Raw genomic sequence first — 17,824 nt, 5'->3', positions numbered from 1 at the left:
CCCTGGTCAGGGGGTGGTCGAGGTGCCGCTCATCTTTCGATCGGCCAGGTATCGGCGGGGGCTCTTGCCCAACGCTTTCTTGAACATGGTAATGAAGGCGCTCGGCGTCTCGTAGCCGAGATCCTGCGACACCGTCTGAACCGATTTTCCCACCGACAGCCGCTGGAGCGCGACCAGGATATGCAGACGCTGGCGCCAGCGGCCGAACGTCAGACCCGTCTGCTTTTGGATGAGGCGCGCTAGCGTTCGTTCGCTCATCGCATAGCGCTCCGCCCATTCGTCGAGCGTGCTGCGGTCGCCGGGATCTCGCAGTAAAGCGGTCGCCAGCTGTTGCAGGCGAATGTCGCGTGAGATTGGCAGATACATCTGCTCGGAATCCATCTGCACCAATTCGTCGAGTAGGACCTGCGCGAGCCGACTGGTCGGCCCGCCTACGGGATATAAAGGCGGGAAAGAGGCAAGCCTGTCGATCAGCTCACGCACAAGTGGCGAGATCGTGAATGTGCAGCATTCGGACGGCAGCTTCATCGCTCGGGAATCGATGAAGACGCAATAGATCTTGCCGAATGAGGAGACGCAATTGCTGTGCTGCACGCCACCGGGGATCCAGACGGCGCCCTGCGGCGGAACGATCCATAGCCCGTCGGGCGCCCGGCACATGACTGAACCGCGCGAGGCGACGACCAGCTGCCCCTTCCGATGCGTGTGCATCGGAAGTTCGTCGTCGTTTTGTCGTGTCTCGATGGCGATGGAGACAACCGGACGATCGAGAAAGTCGGGATCGAGCGGCTCGTAGTTGATTCGTAGGTCCGGTAGTTGCATCATGCGAAAGCCGGTTTCCTCACGTGAGGATTTTGCCTGGATTTCAGATGGACGGTACAAGACCTTGCTCCAATCAATGGGGCTGCTCGACAACCTCGGCGCATTGAACGTTGCTGCTGCGAGATTGTCACCAAGCATATCGGCTCCTGCTTGGACACGCCAAGGGCAAATCGCCGCTCTTCATGAAAACGCAGCATGATCTGCCGTAGCTGGCGTAATCCGCGGCAGAGATGGCGGCGCTAGAAAGCAGGGAGCCGATTTCGGCAGGACTGCTTGCGGCGGTGATGGTATCTCATCGTCTTGTCGGACCTCCGCAGCGGGGGTACCATAGTGTCGGGAAACGATGGGAAAGCCAAGCTCGAGGCGGGTTATCCTGACTGTTCAGGAAATCGAATTCGCGTTCGCGTGCAAGACATTCGTTCTCGAGATGGACCCGCGCGCCGGGAACCAGATTATCATCGAGGGCAATGCCATTGCCGTCCCGAACTCTGGAAAAGCGAGGCGAGCCTTTCTGCACTACGGTATCACGCGCCTTTTGCGAGTTTTTAATAAGGCAATCGAGCAGCGGGCTATTCCGCTGGAGCAAGTTCCGGGGCTTCTCTCCAACCTTGCCCTGTTCAACGAAAAAATTCTTCGCGCCTTTGACGTGATTCCCGAGTGATGCATCGGCTAGCCAAGTAGGTCGGCCCTACATTGTAGCGGCTTGAGTCTCTCAATTCGTGCCGAGTTGGTCTTTTGCGAGCGAGTAACAAGGCAGCGGCAATCCCACGACGAGACCAATGGTGGTGCAGACCCGTTGCTGACAATTGGAGTGCCGCGTTAGCCACTGATCACTGCGATCGAGGCTCGAGACAGGCCCTGTTCCTAGCTCCCCGACCGACGCCCTTTGCGGTCGTTTCGACACGGCCAAGACCCAAAGCGGCCATTTGGCGCGACGGCCCGGCCAAAGATGAGCTTTAGCAAAACGCCGCACCTCAACGAACTTGGCGACACTCCCTCTCCAACTTGCGGCATTGTTTTTCGCTGCAAACGTTCTCAAATGCCTGCCACCGTCAAGGCACATATGTGGAACAACGATACAAGCGCCTCACGTGCGACCAAACACAAGGAGGAAACGCTATGAGCGCGATTTGGCCGGAAATCCCCTTCGAGGCATGGCGCGAAACCTGTTCCGCGCTTCATTTGTATTGCCAAGTTGTCGGCAAGTATCGGCTCGCGAGGACGCCGTGGGTCAACCATTCATGGCACGCGACTTTCTACGTGAATGCTCGTGGGCTCACGACTTCACTGGTTCCAGACGCCTCAGGTATCGAGATCACCTTCGATCTCTCCCGTCATATCGTGATCGGAGAGGCCTCTGACGGGCGCCAGGTTGAAATGGCGCTCGGGCCGATGTCCGTTGCCGACTTTCACGCCCGGTTCTGCGAGTTGGTGGGACGTCTCGGCGGGACACCGGAATTCGACGGCCGGCCCAATGAAGTGCCCGATCCGATTCTCTTCCAGGACGACCGTCAGATCCGACCCTATGATGCAGACGCCGCGACGCGGTTCTTCAGGGCCCTGGTTGCGATCAACGGTGTGTTTCATCGGTTTCGGACGGGCTTCACCGGAAAGGTCAGTCCGGTCCATCTCTTTTGGGGCAGCTTCGATCTCGCAGTGACGCGCTTCTCCGGACGTCCTGCTCCGCTTCATCCGGGTGGCGTACCGGGTTTGCCGGACGAAGTGACGCGCGAGGCCTACAGTGATGAAGTCTCATCCGCCGGCTTCTGGCCGGGCGGAGGCGGCACAGAGTTTGCGGCTTTCTACTCCTATGCCTATCCCACCCCGAACGGCTTTGCCGACGAACAGATTTTGCCGGCGGGCGCATATTTCGATCAGAAGCTCGGAGAATATCTTCTGGCCTACGAGGTTGTGAGGAAGTCGGGCGATCCGGAGGCGACGCTCATGTCGTTTCTGGAAAGCACCTATCGAGCGGCAGCCGATGTCGGCCGCTGGGATCGTGCCGCGCTCGAATGTCCGATTGGTCGCCCCCTTCGGCCCCGCCCTCTGGACAGGAAGGGATGAAGTTCGACGAGCCTTCCCCTTGATCCAGAGCACCTTAAGCGCGACGTCGAGCCACGACGCTCTGCCGGCGGGGCTGGCCGACGTACCTGCGAGCAAGCCATCCTCTTAATCTGTCTCCCGAACCAAGCTCGATCGGGAAAAACTGGAAACTTTCCGGAGCGCGTCGCGTTGCCAGCGACTGGATGTGGTCGCCGGAGCGTGAAGATGGTCGACGAAGTCGTGTTGAAGATGGCCGGGGAAACCGCATGGACGGTCTACCGCGCAAGGCATCCCCACGTCGACTCACAGGATGGCCGGCGCTGCTTGCTGGAGCGCCACCTGCAAAGAAAATGGGAAGAGCGACGGAGTGATTCCGAAGAACTCGCCAGCTTCGGGATAGCCTACCTGGACCGGCTTCCCCGCGACGAATGCTGAGGGGCATGAAGATGCTCGTCGCGCCGGTGGCTCGCGGAAGCACTAGGCCCAGTTGGACACTGCTTGCGATGTCTTCCCTCATTTCCGCTTGCATCGTGATGATCCTGCGCTTTGCTTTCGGGACCTAGACCGATGCGGATCGCCCAGCTTGCTCCGTTGGCCGAGAGCGTCCCACCGAAACTTTATGGCGGGACGGAGCGCGTAATCGCCTGGCTGGTGGACGAATTGGTCGAGCTCGGACACGACGTTACCTTGTTCGCAAGTGGTGATTCGAACACGAAGGGAAAGCTCCACCCGGTGTGGCCCCGAGCTCTGCGACTGGGACGGAGGGGGGTGGATCCGAACGCCGCCTGCGCGCTGCTGATCGAAGCCATTGCCGAACATGCCGCCAGCTTCGACCTAGTCCACTCTCACGTCGACTGGCTGCCGCTTCCGGTGTTGAGCCGGACGGGCGTGCCGTATCTCACGACGATGCACGGCCGTCTCGACCTTCCCGGGCTGGCCGAGGTCATTGGGGCCTTTCCGAATGCGGCCTTCGCCTCGATCTCCGACAATCAGCGTCAGCCTCTTCCGGACGCGAATTGGATCGCGACGATCCAGCACGGTCTGCCGAAGGATCTCTTTCGGCCCTCCTATGAGCGCGGTTCGTACCTGGCCTTTCTGGGGCGGCTGACGGCGGAAAAGGGACCCGAAGACGCCATGCGCATCGCACGTGCTACCGGGATGCCGCTGAGGATCGCCGCCAAGATACCTCGCGCGGAGACGACATACTTCAAGAAGAAGCTCGAACCGGACATGGACGGCGAGCGGATCCAACTTGTCGGAGAAGTGGACGAGTCCCGGAAGCAACCATTTCTCGCTGGAGCCGCGGCATTGTTGTTTCCGATCAATTGGCCCGAGCCGTTCGGCCTCGTCATGATCGAAGCGATGGCCTGCGGGACGCCTGTCATCGCCTACCGCTCTGGCTCCGTTCCCGAAGTGGTGGAGGACGGCGTCACCGGCTTTATCGTCGACAACGCGGAGGAAGCGGTCAGGGCGGTGAACGATCTCGGCCGACTGGACCGGAGAGTGGTTCGCACCCGGTTTGAGGAGCGCTTTACATCAATCCGGATGGCGAAGGATTATGAATCCCGATATCGCGAGGTGGTCGCTCGGGCGAGGGGGCCGTCCTGAACTCCGCCCGATGTGGAACGGCTTCGCAGCCCCGTCGTTGAGTTGCCGATCAACGAGGTGCGAATGAAGTTTATTTTCTCGACGACGGCTGTTCTTATTCTTCTCACCACGACGGCACTGGCGGAAGAAGCGCCCGTCTTGTTGCCGAAAGTACAGGAGGCAGCCGACGCTGCGAAGGAAGCGGAGGACTGTTCGAAGCAGGTGTGGCCGCATTTCACGCAAGCTTGCCTCCGCTCCGGAGGTGGGGGAGCCGCCGCCGTTCGCTTGGTCACCACCGAACGTCGCTAACGATTTCTACTCCTTTGATCAGCGCGGCGCTGGGAACAAGTGGCAACCCGGGACGTTGGGGGGCGGGCATCCGACAGGCTGCCGGCTCACGTTGAAGGAGATAATCGATGAAAAGTTTTCTTTCCGTTGCTTTGCTTGGTGCTGCCGTGATCGGTGGTTCTGCGTTCGCGCAATCCACCCAGCCTGCGGATCGCGCTGCGCCGGCGGTGACCAGTCAGCCCTCCAACGCGAAGATGGCGCTCAAGGGAAGCTGGCGCGCCTCGAAGCTGATGGGCCTGAACGTCTACAACGAAGCCAACGAGAAGCTCGGCGATGTCAACGAGCTGCTAGTCGACAAGAGCGGCAAGATCGAAGCCGTGGTGATTGGCATCGGCGGCTTCTTGGGAATGGGCGAGCACGACATCGCCGTGTCCATGGACAAATTGAAATTCGTCGAAGAGCCGGTCCAAACCAGCTCGACCAGCACCGCGAGCACCGGGGCGGCGTCGAGCAACGCGACGAATCGCAATGCGAACGATTGGGTACCCGATCACGCCGTCATGAGCGGCAACAGGGAGCAGTTAAAGGCACTGCCGCAGTTCAAATACTCGGACTACAACTGAGTAAAAGCAAACGCTTGTGGGCGGCCGGCCGTCATCGGCGCCCGTAGCTGGTGATCGACATCTTGGCAGGGGTCAGCCTCATAGAAATGCGGCCCCTGCCTTGTCGGGATGATGAAGCCGCCGGCGGCATCCCAGTCTCGGGCCGATTGGACGTTCGAAGCTGACAATATGGAGAAGCATCGAATGGATGCGGCGATCGAGCCAAAGGTTCAGAAGCGAAAGACCTTCCGCATCCGCAACTTTCTGTCCACGTTGGGACCAGGCCTCATCACGGGGGCGTCCGACGACGATCCGTCCGGAATAGGCACCTACAGCCAGGCCGGAGCGCAGCTCGGTTTCGGCATTGGTTGGACCATGCTGCTCTCCTATCCGCTCATGACTGCGATCCAAGAGATTTCGGGACGGATAGGGCGGGTGACTGGCCACGGCATCGCCGGCAACGTTTGCCGAAATCTCGGCCCGGGCTACATCTGGAGCCTCGTGGGGCTCCTCTTCGTGGCCAACACGATCAATATCGCCGCCGATCTCGGGGCCATGGCGGATGCCCTCAAGCTTCTGATCGGCGGCCCCGGCATCGCCTACGTGGTGCTATTCGGCGCCGTGTCGGTTCTTGCCCAGATTTTCTTCAACTACGACCGATACGTTAAGGTTCTGAAGTGGCTGACGCTCAGCCTGTTCGCTTACGTGATCGCACTCGCCGTCGTGAAGGTGCCTTGGGGCGATGCTCTGAAGGGCATTCTGATTCCCCACGTGAGTTGGGATGCCGGCTTCCTGACGACCCTCGTCGCCATCCTGGGAACGACGATATCGCCGTATCTCTTCATATGGCAGTCTTCGCAGGAAGCAGAGGAGCAGCGGATCGACAACAACAAGAAGCCTTTGAAGAAGGATGCTTCCGATGCGCCGGAAGAATTTCGGCGGATCCGGCTGGATACCATGATCGGCATGGCCTTCTCTAACCTCATCGCGCTCTCCATCATCGTCACGACCGCATCGACACTTCATGCCCAGGGCAAGACCGACATCGAGAGTTCGGCACAGGCAGCGGAAGCCCTGAAACCGATTGCCGGTCCGTTCGCCGAGTTCATCTTCGCGCTCGGCATCGTCGGAACCGGGCTCTTGGCGATTCCCGTCCTGGCCGGCTCCACTGCATACGCCATCGGGGAAGGACGTCGCTGGACGGTCGGCCTGTCTCGTAAGCCGAAGGAGGCTATCGCGTTCTACTCCGTGCTGGCACTTTCGGGCCTCTGCGGGATCGGGCTCAACTTTACTCCGATCGATCCGATCAAGGCTCTCTATTGGAGCGCTGTGGTCAACGGCGTGCTTGCCGCGCCCGTCATGGTGGTCCTGATGATGCTCGTCCGGCGACCGAAGGTCATGGGCGAGCTTGTCGTCAGAGGACCGTTGTATTGGTTAGGCTGGGCTGCGACCGCTGCGATGGCGCTGTGCATCGTGGGCATGGTCGCCACGATGTTCATGAGCTCATCATCCTAGAATTTGACCGGCCTCTCGTGATCGTTAACATTGTTGAATCGCGTCGCCCGGAAAGTCCGCTATAGCAAGGTTTTCCCTCCGGGGGGTAGTTCATGTTCGATACGGCAACGACCGCGCTTTTGCGCGCGGTCCTCGATGAAGTCTGTGAGAGCGTTTCGCACCGCGAGATCGGAGCGCGCACACGTCGCCTCGAAAATTCTAGAGGCTGCTACCAGAGGCGAGGTCTCTCCCGAAGAGCTCAGGCAGGTCGGCCGGGACGCCCTCTCGCACGCGCCTACGATGTGGCGCTGATCGAGCGGGGTCGGCTGTGAATTTCCAAGTTACCGTGCTGAAGATTCTGGTGAGCTACCCGGATGGCTTCGCTGTCATGCAGGATCTCAAGCGCGACCTGGCCATCCTGGCGACCAGCGGGCATGATTGGGCGCACCGAACCCGGCGGCTGGCCGCGCGCGTCTCGGAGCTCGACATCTTTTCCCAAGGACTGGTGGACCGGGAAAGCGGTGGTTGGAAGATCACGTCGAAGGGACGGGCCGTGCTGGAATTCATGGAATCCAGCCCGGCCGCTCCCGAACCGATCCGGGCGCCTTTGGTCGAGGAAGTTGCGGAGGCGGTAGTCGTGCCGGCTCCGGTTCCTCCGTTGCGGCAGTCCACTGACCGGGCCAAGCGGCGTCGTGAACGCCGTGGACGTCGACGCGAGGCGCGCGAACGGGTTAGGGCGAACACCTCCTGAGATCAAGTTGAAGAGAAAGAGTGCTCCCCAGCCCCAAGCGTACCGCCGTTACCTTGCCTAGCGTCCGGCGAGCGCGTCGCCATGTCTCAATTATTGAGCGCTGGCCGAAAGGGATTGAGCAAAGGAACGCGCAGTCCCCTGGTAGCGTTCTCTTCTCCAAAATGGAGGATGGACGTGTCTGATAATCTCACCAAGCGTGCTCAACCTGACCGCAGCAAAATAAACATGCATGAGGCTCACGAGGTAAAGTACTGGACGCACGCCCTCGGCGTGACCCGTGAAGAGCTACAGAAAGCAATCGATAAGGTGGGCAACTCCGCAGCTACGGTCCGTAAGGAGTTGGGCAAAGAGACAAATGCGCAATGAAGATCGCGAATGACTGCTGATCTACATCGATAACGCGATAGTCGCTTGCATGTCTGGCCTCATGATAACCTTGCGACATGGTCGCGGGGCTCTCTTGTAACTGATCCCAACTATCGTATCTGCCTCGAGCTCGGCTGGGTCTGCGAGAACCACTCTGACCGCGCTTGGACCGAGCAGCCCGGAGGCTGTCAGTGTGGCGCTGGCATGCCATGTGAGTGCGATAGGGCGACGGACATCGAGCGGATCATCGAAGAAGTCGAGGAGCCGAAGAGGAACAGGAATTGGAATGCCGTATTCGGGTTAAGTATCTCACCGAAGATCATATCGGCGCTTCAAGCGTTCGGTTGTGACCTTTGCGGCGTATTGAATGCGGTCGAGGTCGCCTTCATCGTTCGCGATGACGTAGAGCCTCCAGTCGCGCGGGACATCGGTCTCGCATTCTACTTCCACAGAGCGGACTTGTTCGGACCCGGGAAAACTGCGGATTTCCTGTAACGCGATACGTTCGAGGTCGGCCTTTGAGATAAGAGCTTTTGCCACCCTTACCTCCTGAGCTGGCAAAGGGCCGTCGAATCCCACCATAGCCAACCGAAGCGTCGCGGCTAAGTTCCTATAGACGGCGGCGTTCCGATCTTGAGGACGCGGCGTCGAACGGAAGCGTCTGCCCACGCGCCGTCGTAGACCTGACACAGCTCGTCGGCGATCACCAGCGCACTTTCTAGGCGGGCTCAAGCCCGCGCAGGCCGCTGCCAGTTGGGGGCCATGTCTTGATCGCGTTGCTTGCGAGGCGTTGGCTCTCCGGCCGAATGCAAAAATCCGCTGGATCCTGATTGCTGGTAGACTTCGTTGGCACCGTCAACTGAGTACTACCGCGCTTATTCCAAGCCCTAGTCTTGTCGTCGAGTATCGAATCTAAGACTTCTGCGATCGCAACCGCGGCAGCCCGCTGGAGAAACCCCGGCCGGTGGGACTTGACGCGCGACATCGAATGCACGCTCCCGGGCGTCGTGATCACCGCGATCCTGCTCCCCGCACGACGCCCGCGTCAACTATCGGGAGTCCTCGCAAAAAAATCGTCCCCGGGTCTTGAAACTTTTCTCAGATTCCCAAATTTCTACGGCGTCGTCGTACGACGATCGGGATGCCGTTCGGGTCCCGCCACTGAGACGGGCACCGGTCGTGTCCGGTGCCGCTCGTAACCATTTTGCTCCCAGGAGGATCTGGCTATGCGCACTGTTGATTTTTCGCCCCTCTTCCGGTCGGCCATCGGCTTTGACCGGCTTTTTGATCTCGCCGAAGCCGCCCAGCGCGCGGGCGAAGAGACTTATCCCCCCTACAACATCGAACGTCTCGACGAGAACCGCTTCCAGATTTCGGTAGCGCTAGCCGGTTTCAGCCCGGACGAGGTCGTCCTGACGGTTGAGCAGAATGTCCTGACGCTCGAAGGACACAAGAGCGAGAAAGAAGGCAAGACCTTCCTGCATCGCGGCATCTCGGCCCGCAACTTCAAGCGCCAGTTTACGCTGGCCGACCACGTCGAGGTCAAGGGCGCTATCTTCGAGAATGGCCTGCTGGTCATCGACCTGCAGCGGGAGATCCCCGAGGCGATGAAGCCGCGCCGCATTGCGATCAATGGCGCCGCATCGAGCAAGGTGACGCAGATCGAGTCCAAGGCGGCCTAAGGCCATCCCGCAGCACAGCGACCAAGCCGCGTGGGTCGTCCCGCGCGGCTATCCCTCAACTCGTCTTGGAAATGGAGGAAAGCCATGCGGCCGACGACCGCCCTTCACGACAACGTTGTTGATCTCAACGCCATCATCCATCCCGGTATGGTTTTCGAGCATCCCCGGGATGTGGTCTCCCATCCCTCTCTCAGCCTGACCGAGAAGCGCGCCATCCTGGCTTCGTGGGCATCGGACGCTTCTGCAATCGCATCGTGCCCGTCGCTGAGGGCGCCCGAGGGGCTGAAGGCGTCGGTCAAGATCGACGAGATCTTAGAGGCACTTTGCGCGCTGGACGAAGGCCCCCGGAATCCGCCGGGCGGCAAGCCGATGCGGCTGCGGCCGGTCGAGCGGGCAGCAGCGTAGGAGACGTGAGGAGTGACGAAGATGCTCGATGAGAACCTTGCCCGCATCCGTGCCCACCGCAACAACATCCACCGCTATCGCAGCCTGCTGGAGACGCGGCTGTCGGACCTCGAGCGACAGTTCATCGAACGGCGCCTATCGGAGGAGAGCTCGGCCCTGGAGACGTTGACGTCCCAGACCTTTCCCATCGCGCTCACGATGCCGCCGAGACCGGTCTTGCCAGCAACAACAGGGGCCGCGCCATGATCGCCGTGCGGGACACGCTGATCCGCGGCAGTGAGAAGATCATTGCCCACTTTCGGCTGCTGCTTGCTAGCGCGAAAACCGAAAAGGAGCGCGAGCGGCGGCTTCTGGACCACCTTAAGGCGGCTTGTCGACACGGGCCGTGGCCTAAACTCCCGGACCGGCAAGGATCGCTACACAGGCTTCGAGATCGTGTTGAAGCGGCGCGGTCTTGCGAGCCGTGTTAGCAGGACCTGTTGCCAAACCAGGCTCCAGTCCGTCCCTTCGGGCTGGAAGTGTTTATTTCCGTTGTTTAATTTGAGTAGGCTGGTGTCATTTGGGATAATCTGGCGTTTGCCGCGAGAGCGGCAGGCCTCTCGGTCCCAGCTCGTTTTCGAATCGGAAAACCTCCAGGCTGGGGCCGATGTGGGGCAGCCGCTGATGTCGGCCATCATCGACATGCTAGGATATGGATGAGCCTGATTGCCGCTCCCGACCGTTTATTTCAAAGCGTCCATCACGCGTGAAATCGCAGTGTGGGTGCGGTTCTTGACCTTGATCCAATCTCGCGAGCGGCCGGCGCTGTAGCGGCGATCGCGTCGTTTCGAAACTATGCCTTCAGGCCCCATGCGGCAGGCAACCTAGAATAAGTCGGGCCCGATCTCGCCGCGCTCGAACGGCGCGACGCTGATGCCATCCGGCCGACGCGCCAATAGCTGCTGCAGATTTGCTTTCCGCAAGTGGAGGGGAAGGGACCGCAAATGATCGCCGTCCATGGCGAGAAAATCGAAGGCGGAAAGCTGCACCTCGTGGTCGTATTGTCGGCTTGCAGCGCGTTGAAGTCCCTGATGCCATCCACCCCAGGGATGACCGCCTCGCCGTCGATCAGAAAGCGCTTCTGCCGGGTCTTCAGCGCCGCCTCAGCGATCCAGGGATAGCGCACGGGCCAGTCGGCGCTGTTGCGAGACAGCAGGCGTACGTGCTCGTTCTTCCGGATGACAGTATCTGGTAGCCATCGCGCTTCACGTTTTACAAGTCAGGAACAGGTCGCTATCTGGCGAATTGGTTCTTGCTCCGGTGTTGAACTCCCCCGTTGGCGCCAGAGTAGACCCCCATCGGCCTCAGCTACTGCCAGCTGAGGCCGCCCTTTTTTGGGCCACCCGCACAGCGCGCCGGTTCACGCTGGCAGGCGTCTCTCGTTCTGAGACCCGTAAGACGAAGGCCGCAGCGATCAACCTCGCTGCGGCCCGCGCCGCGTCAAAAATGCCGGGTGAAAAGATCTAAGTGAAATATGCAGCCAGCCCCGGTCGAAGCAGTCTACAGCGCCTGAAGGTTGCGGCACTCACAAATGTGAATCGAAAGTTAACAAGGTGCTGGAGGGCCCCGCCCGGGGTTGGCTGAACTGGCGAGCCTCGGTCGTTCGGTTTGCCGAGCCGTCGAAAGGCCAATTGGAACGAGTGTCCACTTTGGTACTTAGGAACCTCGCAATGCGCGGGTGATTCGATGCTGGGAATGATCCTCATCATGTCCGCTGTTGGGCTCGCTACACTCGGGGCGATAGTCGCTTACTTCGAGACACGCGGCGCTTTTGACCGCCGCCGCATTCGGTGACGCAAGCAAAACGGCCTCAAGCATTTCCGGGGCTGGCTCGGATGCTGAGGCCGTTCGGTGCAGCCCCAAATGGGCGCGCATTGCATGATTTTCCCGATTCGTGGTCGATCCGAAAGAAATACTTGGACGGATTGTACATTAATTGGTTCGAGCGCCTCCAGAGCAAGCGGCCGCCGCGCGGCCGGGTCTCTTTGCCATTGATCCAGCTCAAGCTGTAGCCGCCATTCCGGCGGCCGATGCCCAGCAAGTTTGTTTGGCAGATCCCCGCAGGGTAGTCCGGTTGGCGCGCGAGAGCTCCCACTAGTCGTTGCAAAAAACGTAGGTGCCAAACATCAGCCCTTTCGCAGGCAGTTGCTTTTGAGTTGCTTACTCAGTTCGCTCCAACTTTGCTGACGTGCCGCCTGCGACATACTTCCCATGACCGCCCCTTAGCGACGGTGGAGCTGTTCGGTGAAGTGCATCAGCGAGGAACGATCGACGCTTTGACGCCATTGACCTTCTTTCCAACGGGAGATGGTCATGAACCGCAAAGCTCTTCTTCTTTCAGCTGCGTTGTCCCTCGCTGTTGCCGCTCCCACCCTCGCTCAAGGTGGCGGAGGCGGTGGTGGTGGCGGCGGAGGCGGAGGTGCAGGCGGGGCTGCCTCCAGCAGCGGAGGGTCAGGAGGATCCGCTAGCTCCGGCGCAGGCACCGGGACGTCGAGCAGCGCGAATGGTGGCCCGTCGGCTCCATCTGGCATGGGCACTAACAACAGCACAACTGGGGTCCACACAAACAACTCGCCCACTAGTCCGAACGTTCAGGCCCCAACGCCAAACGGGAATACAGCAAGCACCCCTGCGGCGCCGACCAGCTCGGGGACGGGCAACACCGCGACTGGTTCGACACAGACGGGTACGCAAAGCGGAAACGACAGGTCTGGCATCACGGCATCGAGCGGCGCCAACAGCACCAACAACAATCGGCAGATGAGCCCCGCCGAACAAGCAAGAACCGGGATCAAGACGCTGCCTCAAGACCAGGCTCCTGGCGCCGTGAGCGCCCCAGGCGTTGGCGTTGGTCACGCGGCGAATGGCTTGCCAATTGGGACCCCCGGCTCCGGGACCAGCAACGTCGATCAGAAGTAGCCCTGTCCCATGCATTTCCAATGAAGGCCTGCTACCGCTGGCCTGTATTGCTAATAGTGACTGCACCTGCGCGCTGCGGCTTGAGAAGAGCAGCTGCTTACTAGGCGTTCTACCGGTAGGCTGTATGAACGACGATGAGCCCTCGCCATGCGGGGGACTGCCGGACGCGGGCAATGCTGACGAGAGCCGTCACCATCAAAGACTCAGCTGCGAAACTTGGCCATTTGACGCATGACCGCCGGGCCGTAGGTTGGCCGCACGGCAACCATTGCTTGGCTTGTCGAGATCCCCGCATGCACCGCGTCTGGTATTTGTCGCCCTCGCTCGGTGACCTCGTCAGCTTCTGGGTGATCTGAAGGTGAAGAAGGTGTCTGCGATGTCAAAAATTTACAGCGTCGACTGGGCTGACATAGTCATTCCGACCCACTCCCTCTTGGAAATGGTCGTGCGCGGCAGCCTTAGCTATGTCGCCCTTTTCTTTATCCTGCGCTTTCTCATGAAGCGTCAATCTTCCACAATCGGTATTGCCGACATTCTCGTAATCGTTGTCATTGCGGATGCCGCGCAAAATGGTTTCTCAAAGGAGTACAAATCGGTCTCAGAAAGCATCGTGCTCATACTCACTATCGTTTTCTGGGATTTTGCGTTCAACTGGCTTGGCTTCCACGTCAGCCTTTTCGAGCGACTGCTCGCACCGTCGCCGGTGCCGTTGATTATCGACGGGCGCTTGAACCGACGCAATATGCGGCGCGAGCTTATAACCGAAGAGGAACTGAGGAGCCACCTCCGGCAGGAGGGGCTTGACGCTTTTTCCGAAGTTGAAAGTGCGCATGTCGAAGGCAATGGAGAGATCAGCGTCGTCAAGAAAAAGCGTGACGACGCCGGCGGAGAGAGTAAGACGAAGTCGGGCGCCTGAGGCAAGAAGACCGCTGGTCGCATTCCCGGTCAGGCGGCGGTGGAAGCCTTCTTGTTGACGCCCTTGCGCAGCGCAACGGTGTTCAGCTTGGTGTTCGCCGCTTTCTCTTCGTTGAGGTTCGTTGTCAAGAATCGCACGATATCGTCGTGGCCAAGTTCTTCCGCCCATGCGATCAAAGTGCCGTAACGGCAGATCTCGTAATGCTCGACGGCTTGCGCATTGGCGACGATCGCCGCATCGAGTACCGTCTTGTCTTCGATCTCGCCGGCTGTCTCGTCCGCTTCCTTGATCAGGCCGTCGATCGCGGGACATTGCGTGCCGCTTGGCTTTTTGCCGAGTTTCTCGAAGACCTTCTCAAGACGTTCGATCTGCTTGTTGGTTTCTTCGAGATGGCTCTTGAGGCCGATTGTCAGATCACGGTTGGTCGCGTTATCGATCATTTTCGGCAACGCCTTGAGGATCTGCTGCTCGGCATAATAGATGTCCTGTAAGCCATGCAGCAGCAGATCACCCATCGTCTTGATGTCTTTTGTGAATAGTCCCATGGCGTCACTCCCTGATCTCAAAGCGATGGAACGGCACCGATCGGGCTTTGTTCCTCGCCGCCGTTGCCGCCGTTTGGCTGTATAGGTCGGGTCGCTGCGTCGGCTGTCCGCACGCAAGATCGCGAATGCCGCTCCCCGTAGAACAAGGAACTGTGGCACTGAGCGGGCGTTTTGCCTTATTGCGCGGAGTTCAGGATGGCCAGCACCTCGCTATGGATGGATACGGAGATATTGCCGGAGGCGGGGAAGCTCGAAGGCGATGCGCATTGCGACGTGGCCGTGGTCGGCTCAGGAATCGCTGGCCTTTCGACAGCCTACGAGCTTTGCAAGCGCGGCCGGTCGGTCATCGTCATCGATCGCAAGGGCATCGCAAGCGGCATGACCGCGCGCACCTCGGCGCATTTGGCGCCGCTCTGCGACGATCTGATGAGCGAGTTCAGAAAGTTGCGAGGTGCTGAGAACGCCAAGCTCTTCTATGAAAGCCAGGCCAAAGCCGTCGACCGGATCGAAGCCGTCCAGGCGAGCGAGACGATCGCCTGCGACTTCCGGCGACTGGATGGATACCTCTTTCAGGGCGACGGCATGGCGGCCGATGTCATCGATCAGGAGCTGGAAGCGGTTCAGCAAGTCGGCGCACCGGTTCACCGGCTGGTCGGCGTGCCACTCAAGGGATGTGAAAGTCGCCATGTGCTTCGATATCCCCGGCAGGCGAGGTTCCATCCCCTCAAATACCTCGCGGGCGTTGCCGCCGTCTGCGAGGCGAACGATGTCCGCTTCTTTGCCAACAGTCCGGTCGAAGAAATTGCCGAGCGGGATGGCAGCGTTACGTTGCGGACCGGACACGGGCAGATCACGGCCGGGCAAGCCGTGATTGCGACCAACGCTTCCATTGCCGACCGCTTGCAACTGCATACCAAGGTCGCACCCTACCGCACTTATGTGCTTGCCTTTGCGATCGCGCGGGGTGAGCTTCCGGATGCGCTCTACTGGGACACCGAGGATCCCTACCACTATGTGCGATTGCAAACGGGGCCGGACGATCATGATTTTGTTTTGGTCGGTGGCGAGGACCACAAGAGCGGCGAGGCAAACAATGCCGACGAGCGCTGTGCCCGGCTGGAGAGCTGGGCGCGCGAATTGATCCCGGCTCTTGGCAAAATGACACACCGCTGGTCGGGCCAGGTGCTCGATACCATCGATTATGCCGGCTTCATCGGCCGCGAGCCCGGCAGCGAACGAGTCTATCTTGCGATGGGCGATTCCGGCCAGGGTCTGACCCATGGTGTGATGGGCGCTATGTTGAACACGGCGCTCATTCTCGGCGAAGACAACCCGTGGCAGTCGGTCTATGCCCCTGATCGCAAGCCTCTCGCCGCCGCCCGAAACTTCCTGCGCGAGAACCTGACCATCCTGCAGAACCTTGCGGAATATGTTGCGCCGGGTGAAATCGCCTCGCTTGAGGAACTGAAGCCGGGTGAGGGCGCTATCCTGCGCCAGGGTCTCGAAAAGGTCGCCGCCTACAAGGACAAAGCCGGCGAGTTACATCTGCATGCGGCAAGTTGTACCCATATCGGCTGTCATCTGCACTGGAACAGCTTTGAGAGCTGCTGGGATTGTCCGTGCCACGGCTCGATCTTTGCGCCCAACGGACAGCCGATCAATGCCCCGGCCGTTTCTGCTTTGCGGCCGGTGAAGGTCTAGCGAGATCTGGTCAGGATTCCCAGGAGCGATCCATCTTCAAGGACGAAGACATCGAGCAGGAGGATTTGCGCAGCCCGCGCACACCATGGGCCGTCCTGCCGCCATCGCCGATTGAGCCTATTGCCGAAAGCTTCCGTTGTGAGGTTCTGATCATCGGCGCCGGTATCACCGGTGCATTGGTGGCCGAGCGTCTGACCCGGCAAGGCCGCCAGGTGGTCATCATCGATCGCGAGCTTCCCAGTCTTGGCAGTACGGTCGCGAGCACTGCCATGCTGCTCTGGGAAATCGACCGTCCGTCGTTTGAACTCGCGCAGCTCTATGGCTTCGAAAGGGCCATCCGCTGCTATCGGGCCAGCCACCATGCGGCGCAAGGTCTAGTCTCGTTGGTGGCTCATCATGCAATAGCCTGCCAGATGCGGCCACGTCTTTCGCTCTACCTTGCTGTCGATGACAGTCCACGACTTATTCAGGAGGAATATGCGCTGAGGAGCCGCGCCGATCTGCCGTCTCTCTATCTCGATCACGGCGCGCTGCTAAAGCGGTTCGGTATGACGCGGGCGGGTGCCCTTTTGTCAAGGGACGCAGCCGACGCTGATCCGGTGCAGCTCACGCATGGTCTGCTCGATATCTCTCGCCAGCGGGGAGCCCGCCTTCTGAAGGCCAACGCGGTTGCCTACGATTGCACGGCCGAGAAGGTAACTGTCGGCCTTGAAAGCGGGCTTTCGATCGAAGCACGTCATGTGGTGCTGGCGACCGGTTACGTGATGCCAGAAATCGTGAAGCCCACTGCCCAGCAGCAAACTTCCAGCTGGGCCATCGCGACCCGACGGCAGCCAGGTAATCTGTGGCCCGAGCAGGCCCTGATCTGGGAGGCGAGCCGGAGCTACCATTATGCGCGGACGACGGCCGACGGGCGCATCATTCTTGGTGGTGAGGATGATCATGCGCTCATCGAGCCCGCGGCTCGTGATAACGCGACGCCGGCAAAGGTGAGGGCGCTCAAGGACTATCTGAAGGTACTCTGGCCGCATGCATCGAGCCACGTGGCCTTCTCCTGGTCGGGTGCCTTCGATACTACCCAGGACGGCTTGCCGTTGATCGGCACGGTACCCGGCTGCAAGAACATATACGCCGCCTTTGGTTATGGCGGCAACGGCATCACCTTCAGCTTCCTCGCGGCGGAACTGCTGACCACATTGCTTGCCGGCGGCTCTTCGGCCCTGCTCGATGATCTTGCGATCGACCGCGATATTTCCGGCTAACGCCGTGCTATCAGCACGCCCAGCATGAAGGCGACGAGCAACGACGGTAGCGGAGCCTCGCGCACCACATCGCGCAGAATGGCAACCGCTTGGCCAGGCGGCTGTCCCTCTTCGAGGTTTTGCCTGACTGTGCGGGCGGTCTCGCGTATGCCTTCCGACACCTCTTTCACCTTGCCCAAGGCGTCTTCACTAGCCATTTGATCCTCCTCCTACAAGCGTTCAGAACAATGAATGTGTTGGGCAACCATCCGTTCCTGCAACCGGCGGCGCTCGGATCGCTGCAGCCCATTATTTCGGGAATCGAAATCTCAGCATCGGACTTGGCCCGGCCACCGACGCGGGGGCGCGGGCGGGTCGGCCCCGATAGGAACAACGGCGGCGCCGGACCGTTCGGCTGTGATC

At 60.2% G+C, this 17,824-nt stretch carries 20 protein-coding genes and 1 pseudogene; 17 read left to right on the top strand and 4 right to left on the bottom strand.

The annotated features are described in order from the left end of the window. Positions 1 to 6 precede the first annotated feature (6 nt). The gene (locus tag HAP40_RS28920; protein ID WP_334270720.1) at positions 7 to 960 is read right to left on the bottom strand and encodes a helix-turn-helix transcriptional regulator; all 954 of its coding nucleotides are present in this window, start codon (positions 958 to 960) and stop codon (positions 7 to 9) included. A gap of 205 nt (positions 961 to 1,165) precedes the next feature. On the opposite strand from HAP40_RS28920, the gene HAP40_RS28915 reads away from it, so the two are divergent. The 10 genes and pseudogenes from HAP40_RS28915 to HAP40_RS28870 all read left to right on the top strand — a co-directional run bounded on the left by HAP40_RS28915 (position 1,166) and on the right by HAP40_RS28870 (position 7,953). Beyond that, a complete protein-coding gene (locus tag HAP40_RS28915) occupies positions 1,166 to 1,483 on the top strand; it encodes a hypothetical protein (RefSeq protein WP_166814574.1) in 318 nt (105 codons plus the stop codon). A gap of 458 nt (positions 1,484 to 1,941) precedes the next feature. Further along, complete coding sequence (locus HAP40_RS28910) at positions 1,942 to 2,886, top strand: DUF5996 family protein (protein ID WP_166814575.1); 945 nt, start codon at positions 1,942 to 1,944, stop codon at positions 2,884 to 2,886. A gap of 204 nt (positions 2,887 to 3,090) precedes the next feature. Next, on the top strand, positions 3,091 to 3,300 hold the full coding sequence (locus HAP40_RS28905) for a hypothetical protein (protein ID WP_166814576.1): 210 nt from the start codon (positions 3,091 to 3,093) through the stop codon (positions 3,298 to 3,300). A 132-nt stretch (positions 3,301 to 3,432) separates the two neighbouring features. Further along, positions 3,433 to 4,473: a glycosyltransferase family 4 protein gene (locus tag HAP40_RS28900; RefSeq protein ID WP_166814577.1), complete on the top strand. Its 1,041-nt coding sequence runs from the start codon at positions 3,433 to 3,435 to the stop codon at positions 4,471 to 4,473. Between the two features lie 63 nt (positions 4,474 to 4,536). Beyond that, positions 4,537 to 4,761 carry a hypothetical protein gene (locus HAP40_RS28895; RefSeq protein ID WP_166814578.1) on the top strand — a complete coding sequence of 75 codons (225 nt, stop codon included), beginning with the start codon at positions 4,537 to 4,539 and terminating at the stop codon, positions 4,759 to 4,761. 107 nt (positions 4,762 to 4,868) lie between these two features. Continuing rightward, positions 4,869 to 5,363 carry a PRC-barrel domain-containing protein gene (locus tag HAP40_RS28890; protein WP_166814579.1) on the top strand — a complete coding sequence of 165 codons (495 nt, stop codon included), beginning with the start codon at positions 4,869 to 4,871 and terminating at the stop codon, positions 5,361 to 5,363. Between the two features lie 183 nt (positions 5,364 to 5,546). Continuing rightward, positions 5,547 to 6,857: an NRAMP family divalent metal transporter gene (locus tag HAP40_RS28885; protein ID WP_166814580.1), complete on the top strand. Its 1,311-nt coding sequence runs from the start codon at positions 5,547 to 5,549 to the stop codon at positions 6,855 to 6,857. Positions 6,858 to 6,949: 92 nt separating this feature from the next. Continuing rightward, positions 6,950 to 7,148: pseudogene (locus HAP40_RS28880) on the top strand (hypothetical protein). Positions 7,149 to 7,164: 16 nt separating this feature from the next. After that, positions 7,165 to 7,587: a hypothetical protein gene (locus HAP40_RS28875; RefSeq protein ID WP_166814581.1), complete on the top strand. Its 423-nt coding sequence runs from the start codon at positions 7,165 to 7,167 to the stop codon at positions 7,585 to 7,587. 168 nt (positions 7,588 to 7,755) lie between these two features. Continuing rightward, on the top strand, positions 7,756 to 7,953 hold the full coding sequence (locus HAP40_RS28870) for a DUF3606 domain-containing protein (RefSeq protein WP_166819304.1): 198 nt from the start codon (positions 7,756 to 7,758) through the stop codon (positions 7,951 to 7,953). A 309-nt stretch (positions 7,954 to 8,262) separates the two neighbouring features. On the opposite strand, the gene HAP40_RS28865 is transcribed toward HAP40_RS28870, so the two are convergent. Then, positions 8,263 to 8,493: a hypothetical protein gene (locus HAP40_RS28865; protein ID WP_246741273.1), complete on the bottom strand. Its 231-nt coding sequence runs from the start codon at positions 8,491 to 8,493 to the stop codon at positions 8,263 to 8,265. A gap of 686 nt (positions 8,494 to 9,179) precedes the next feature. Here HAP40_RS28865 and HAP40_RS28860 point away from each other — a divergent pair. From HAP40_RS28860 to HAP40_RS28840, 5 genes are all read left to right on the top strand, one after another. Then, positions 9,180 to 9,635: an Hsp20 family protein gene (locus HAP40_RS28860; RefSeq protein ID WP_166814583.1), complete on the top strand. Its 456-nt coding sequence runs from the start codon at positions 9,180 to 9,182 to the stop codon at positions 9,633 to 9,635. 84 nt (positions 9,636 to 9,719) lie between these two features. Next, positions 9,720 to 10,040, top strand: a complete 321-nt coding sequence (locus tag HAP40_RS28855) for a hypothetical protein (RefSeq protein ID WP_166814584.1) — start codon at positions 9,720 to 9,722, stop codon at positions 10,038 to 10,040. A 21-nt stretch (positions 10,041 to 10,061) separates the two neighbouring features. Beyond that, positions 10,062 to 10,286 (top strand): hypothetical protein, encoded by a 225-nt coding sequence (locus tag HAP40_RS28850; protein WP_166819305.1) that lies wholly within the window; start codon positions 10,062 to 10,064, stop codon positions 10,284 to 10,286. Between the two features lie 737 nt (positions 10,287 to 11,023). Next, positions 11,024 to 11,200, top strand: coding sequence for a hypothetical protein (locus tag HAP40_RS28845; RefSeq protein ID WP_166814585.1), 177 nt, complete (start codon positions 11,024 to 11,026; stop codon positions 11,198 to 11,200). Between the two features lie 2,174 nt (positions 11,201 to 13,374). Further along, positions 13,375 to 13,914 carry a DUF421 domain-containing protein gene (locus HAP40_RS28840; RefSeq protein WP_166814586.1) on the top strand — a complete coding sequence of 180 codons (540 nt, stop codon included), beginning with the start codon at positions 13,375 to 13,377 and terminating at the stop codon, positions 13,912 to 13,914. A 29-nt stretch (positions 13,915 to 13,943) separates the two neighbouring features. Here the strand turns inward: HAP40_RS28840 and HAP40_RS28835 are convergent, their stop codons facing one another. After that, the gene (locus HAP40_RS28835) at positions 13,944 to 14,459 is read right to left on the bottom strand and encodes a ferritin-like domain-containing protein (RefSeq protein ID WP_166819306.1); all 516 of its coding nucleotides are present in this window, start codon (positions 14,457 to 14,459) and stop codon (positions 13,944 to 13,946) included. Between the two features lie 195 nt (positions 14,460 to 14,654). Here HAP40_RS28835 and HAP40_RS28830 point away from each other — a divergent pair, with 195 nt between their 5' ends. Both HAP40_RS28830 and HAP40_RS28825 read left to right on the top strand, forming a co-directional pair. Continuing rightward, positions 14,655 to 16,160 carry an FAD-dependent oxidoreductase gene (locus tag HAP40_RS28830; RefSeq protein ID WP_166814587.1) on the top strand — a complete coding sequence of 502 codons (1,506 nt, stop codon included), beginning with the start codon at positions 14,655 to 14,657 and terminating at the stop codon, positions 16,158 to 16,160. Next, complete coding sequence (locus HAP40_RS28825) at positions 16,079 to 17,422, top strand: NAD(P)/FAD-dependent oxidoreductase (RefSeq protein WP_246741274.1); 1,344 nt, start codon at positions 16,079 to 16,081, stop codon at positions 17,420 to 17,422. Before HAP40_RS28830 ends, HAP40_RS28825 begins: the two co-directional genes overlap by 82 nt. Here HAP40_RS28825 and HAP40_RS28820 read toward each other — a convergent pair. Continuing rightward, positions 17,419 to 17,619: a hypothetical protein gene (locus tag HAP40_RS28820; protein WP_166814588.1), complete on the bottom strand. Its 201-nt coding sequence runs from the start codon at positions 17,617 to 17,619 to the stop codon at positions 17,419 to 17,421. The genes HAP40_RS28825 and HAP40_RS28820 overlap by 4 nt on opposite strands. Positions 17,620 to 17,824: the final 205 nt, after the last annotated feature.

The organism is Bradyrhizobium sp. 1(2017), from assembly GCF_011602485.2.
Taxonomy (GTDB): Bacteria; Pseudomonadota; Alphaproteobacteria; order Rhizobiales; family Xanthobacteraceae; genus Bradyrhizobium.
Note: the sequence above shows the minus strand (reverse complement) of the source record. Positions and strands in the feature narration are given on the sequence as shown.

Excerpts from the sequence above, each read along its gene's own strand:
- HAP40_RS28885 (WP_166814580.1), top strand. The coding sequence starts at position 5,547 with ATGGATGCGGCGATCGAGCCAAAGGTTCAGAAGCGAAAGACCTTCCGC.
- HAP40_RS28855 (WP_166814584.1), top strand. The coding sequence starts at position 9,720 with ATGCGGCCGACGACCGCCCTTCACGACAACGTTGTTGATCTCAACGCC.
- HAP40_RS28895 (WP_166814578.1), top strand. The coding sequence starts at position 4,537 with ATGAAGTTTATTTTCTCGACGACGGCTGTTCTTATTCTTCTCACCACG.
- HAP40_RS28860 (WP_166814583.1), top strand. The coding sequence starts at position 9,180 with ATGCGCACTGTTGATTTTTCGCCCCTCTTCCGGTCGGCCATCGGCTTT.
- HAP40_RS28830 (WP_166814587.1), top strand. The coding sequence starts at position 14,655 with ATGGCCAGCACCTCGCTATGGATGGATACGGAGATATTGCCGGAGGCG.
- HAP40_RS28910 (WP_166814575.1), top strand. The coding sequence starts at position 1,942 with ATGAGCGCGATTTGGCCGGAAATCCCCTTCGAGGCATGGCGCGAAACC.
- HAP40_RS28845 (WP_166814585.1), top strand. The coding sequence starts at position 11,024 with ATGATCGCCGTCCATGGCGAGAAAATCGAAGGCGGAAAGCTGCACCTC.
- HAP40_RS28820 (WP_166814588.1), bottom strand. The coding sequence starts at position 17,619 with ATGGCTAGTGAAGACGCCTTGGGCAAGGTGAAAGAGGTGTCGGAAGGC.
- HAP40_RS28905 (WP_166814576.1), top strand. The coding sequence starts at position 3,091 with ATGGTCGACGAAGTCGTGTTGAAGATGGCCGGGGAAACCGCATGGACG.
- HAP40_RS28835 (WP_166819306.1), bottom strand. The coding sequence starts at position 14,459 with ATGGGACTATTCACAAAAGACATCAAGACGATGGGTGATCTGCTGCTG.
- HAP40_RS28840 (WP_166814586.1), top strand. The coding sequence starts at position 13,375 with ATGTCAAAAATTTACAGCGTCGACTGGGCTGACATAGTCATTCCGACC.
- HAP40_RS28915 (WP_166814574.1), top strand. The coding sequence starts at position 1,166 with ATGGGAAAGCCAAGCTCGAGGCGGGTTATCCTGACTGTTCAGGAAATC.
- HAP40_RS28850 (WP_166819305.1), top strand. The coding sequence starts at position 10,062 with ATGCTCGATGAGAACCTTGCCCGCATCCGTGCCCACCGCAACAACATC.
- HAP40_RS28900 (WP_166814577.1), top strand. The coding sequence starts at position 3,433 with ATGCGGATCGCCCAGCTTGCTCCGTTGGCCGAGAGCGTCCCACCGAAA.
- HAP40_RS28890 (WP_166814579.1), top strand. The coding sequence starts at position 4,869 with ATGAAAAGTTTTCTTTCCGTTGCTTTGCTTGGTGCTGCCGTGATCGGT.
- HAP40_RS28870 (WP_166819304.1), top strand. The coding sequence starts at position 7,756 with ATGGACGTGTCTGATAATCTCACCAAGCGTGCTCAACCTGACCGCAGC.
- HAP40_RS28920 (WP_334270720.1), bottom strand. The coding sequence starts at position 960 with ATGCTTGGTGACAATCTCGCAGCAGCAACGTTCAATGCGCCGAGGTTG.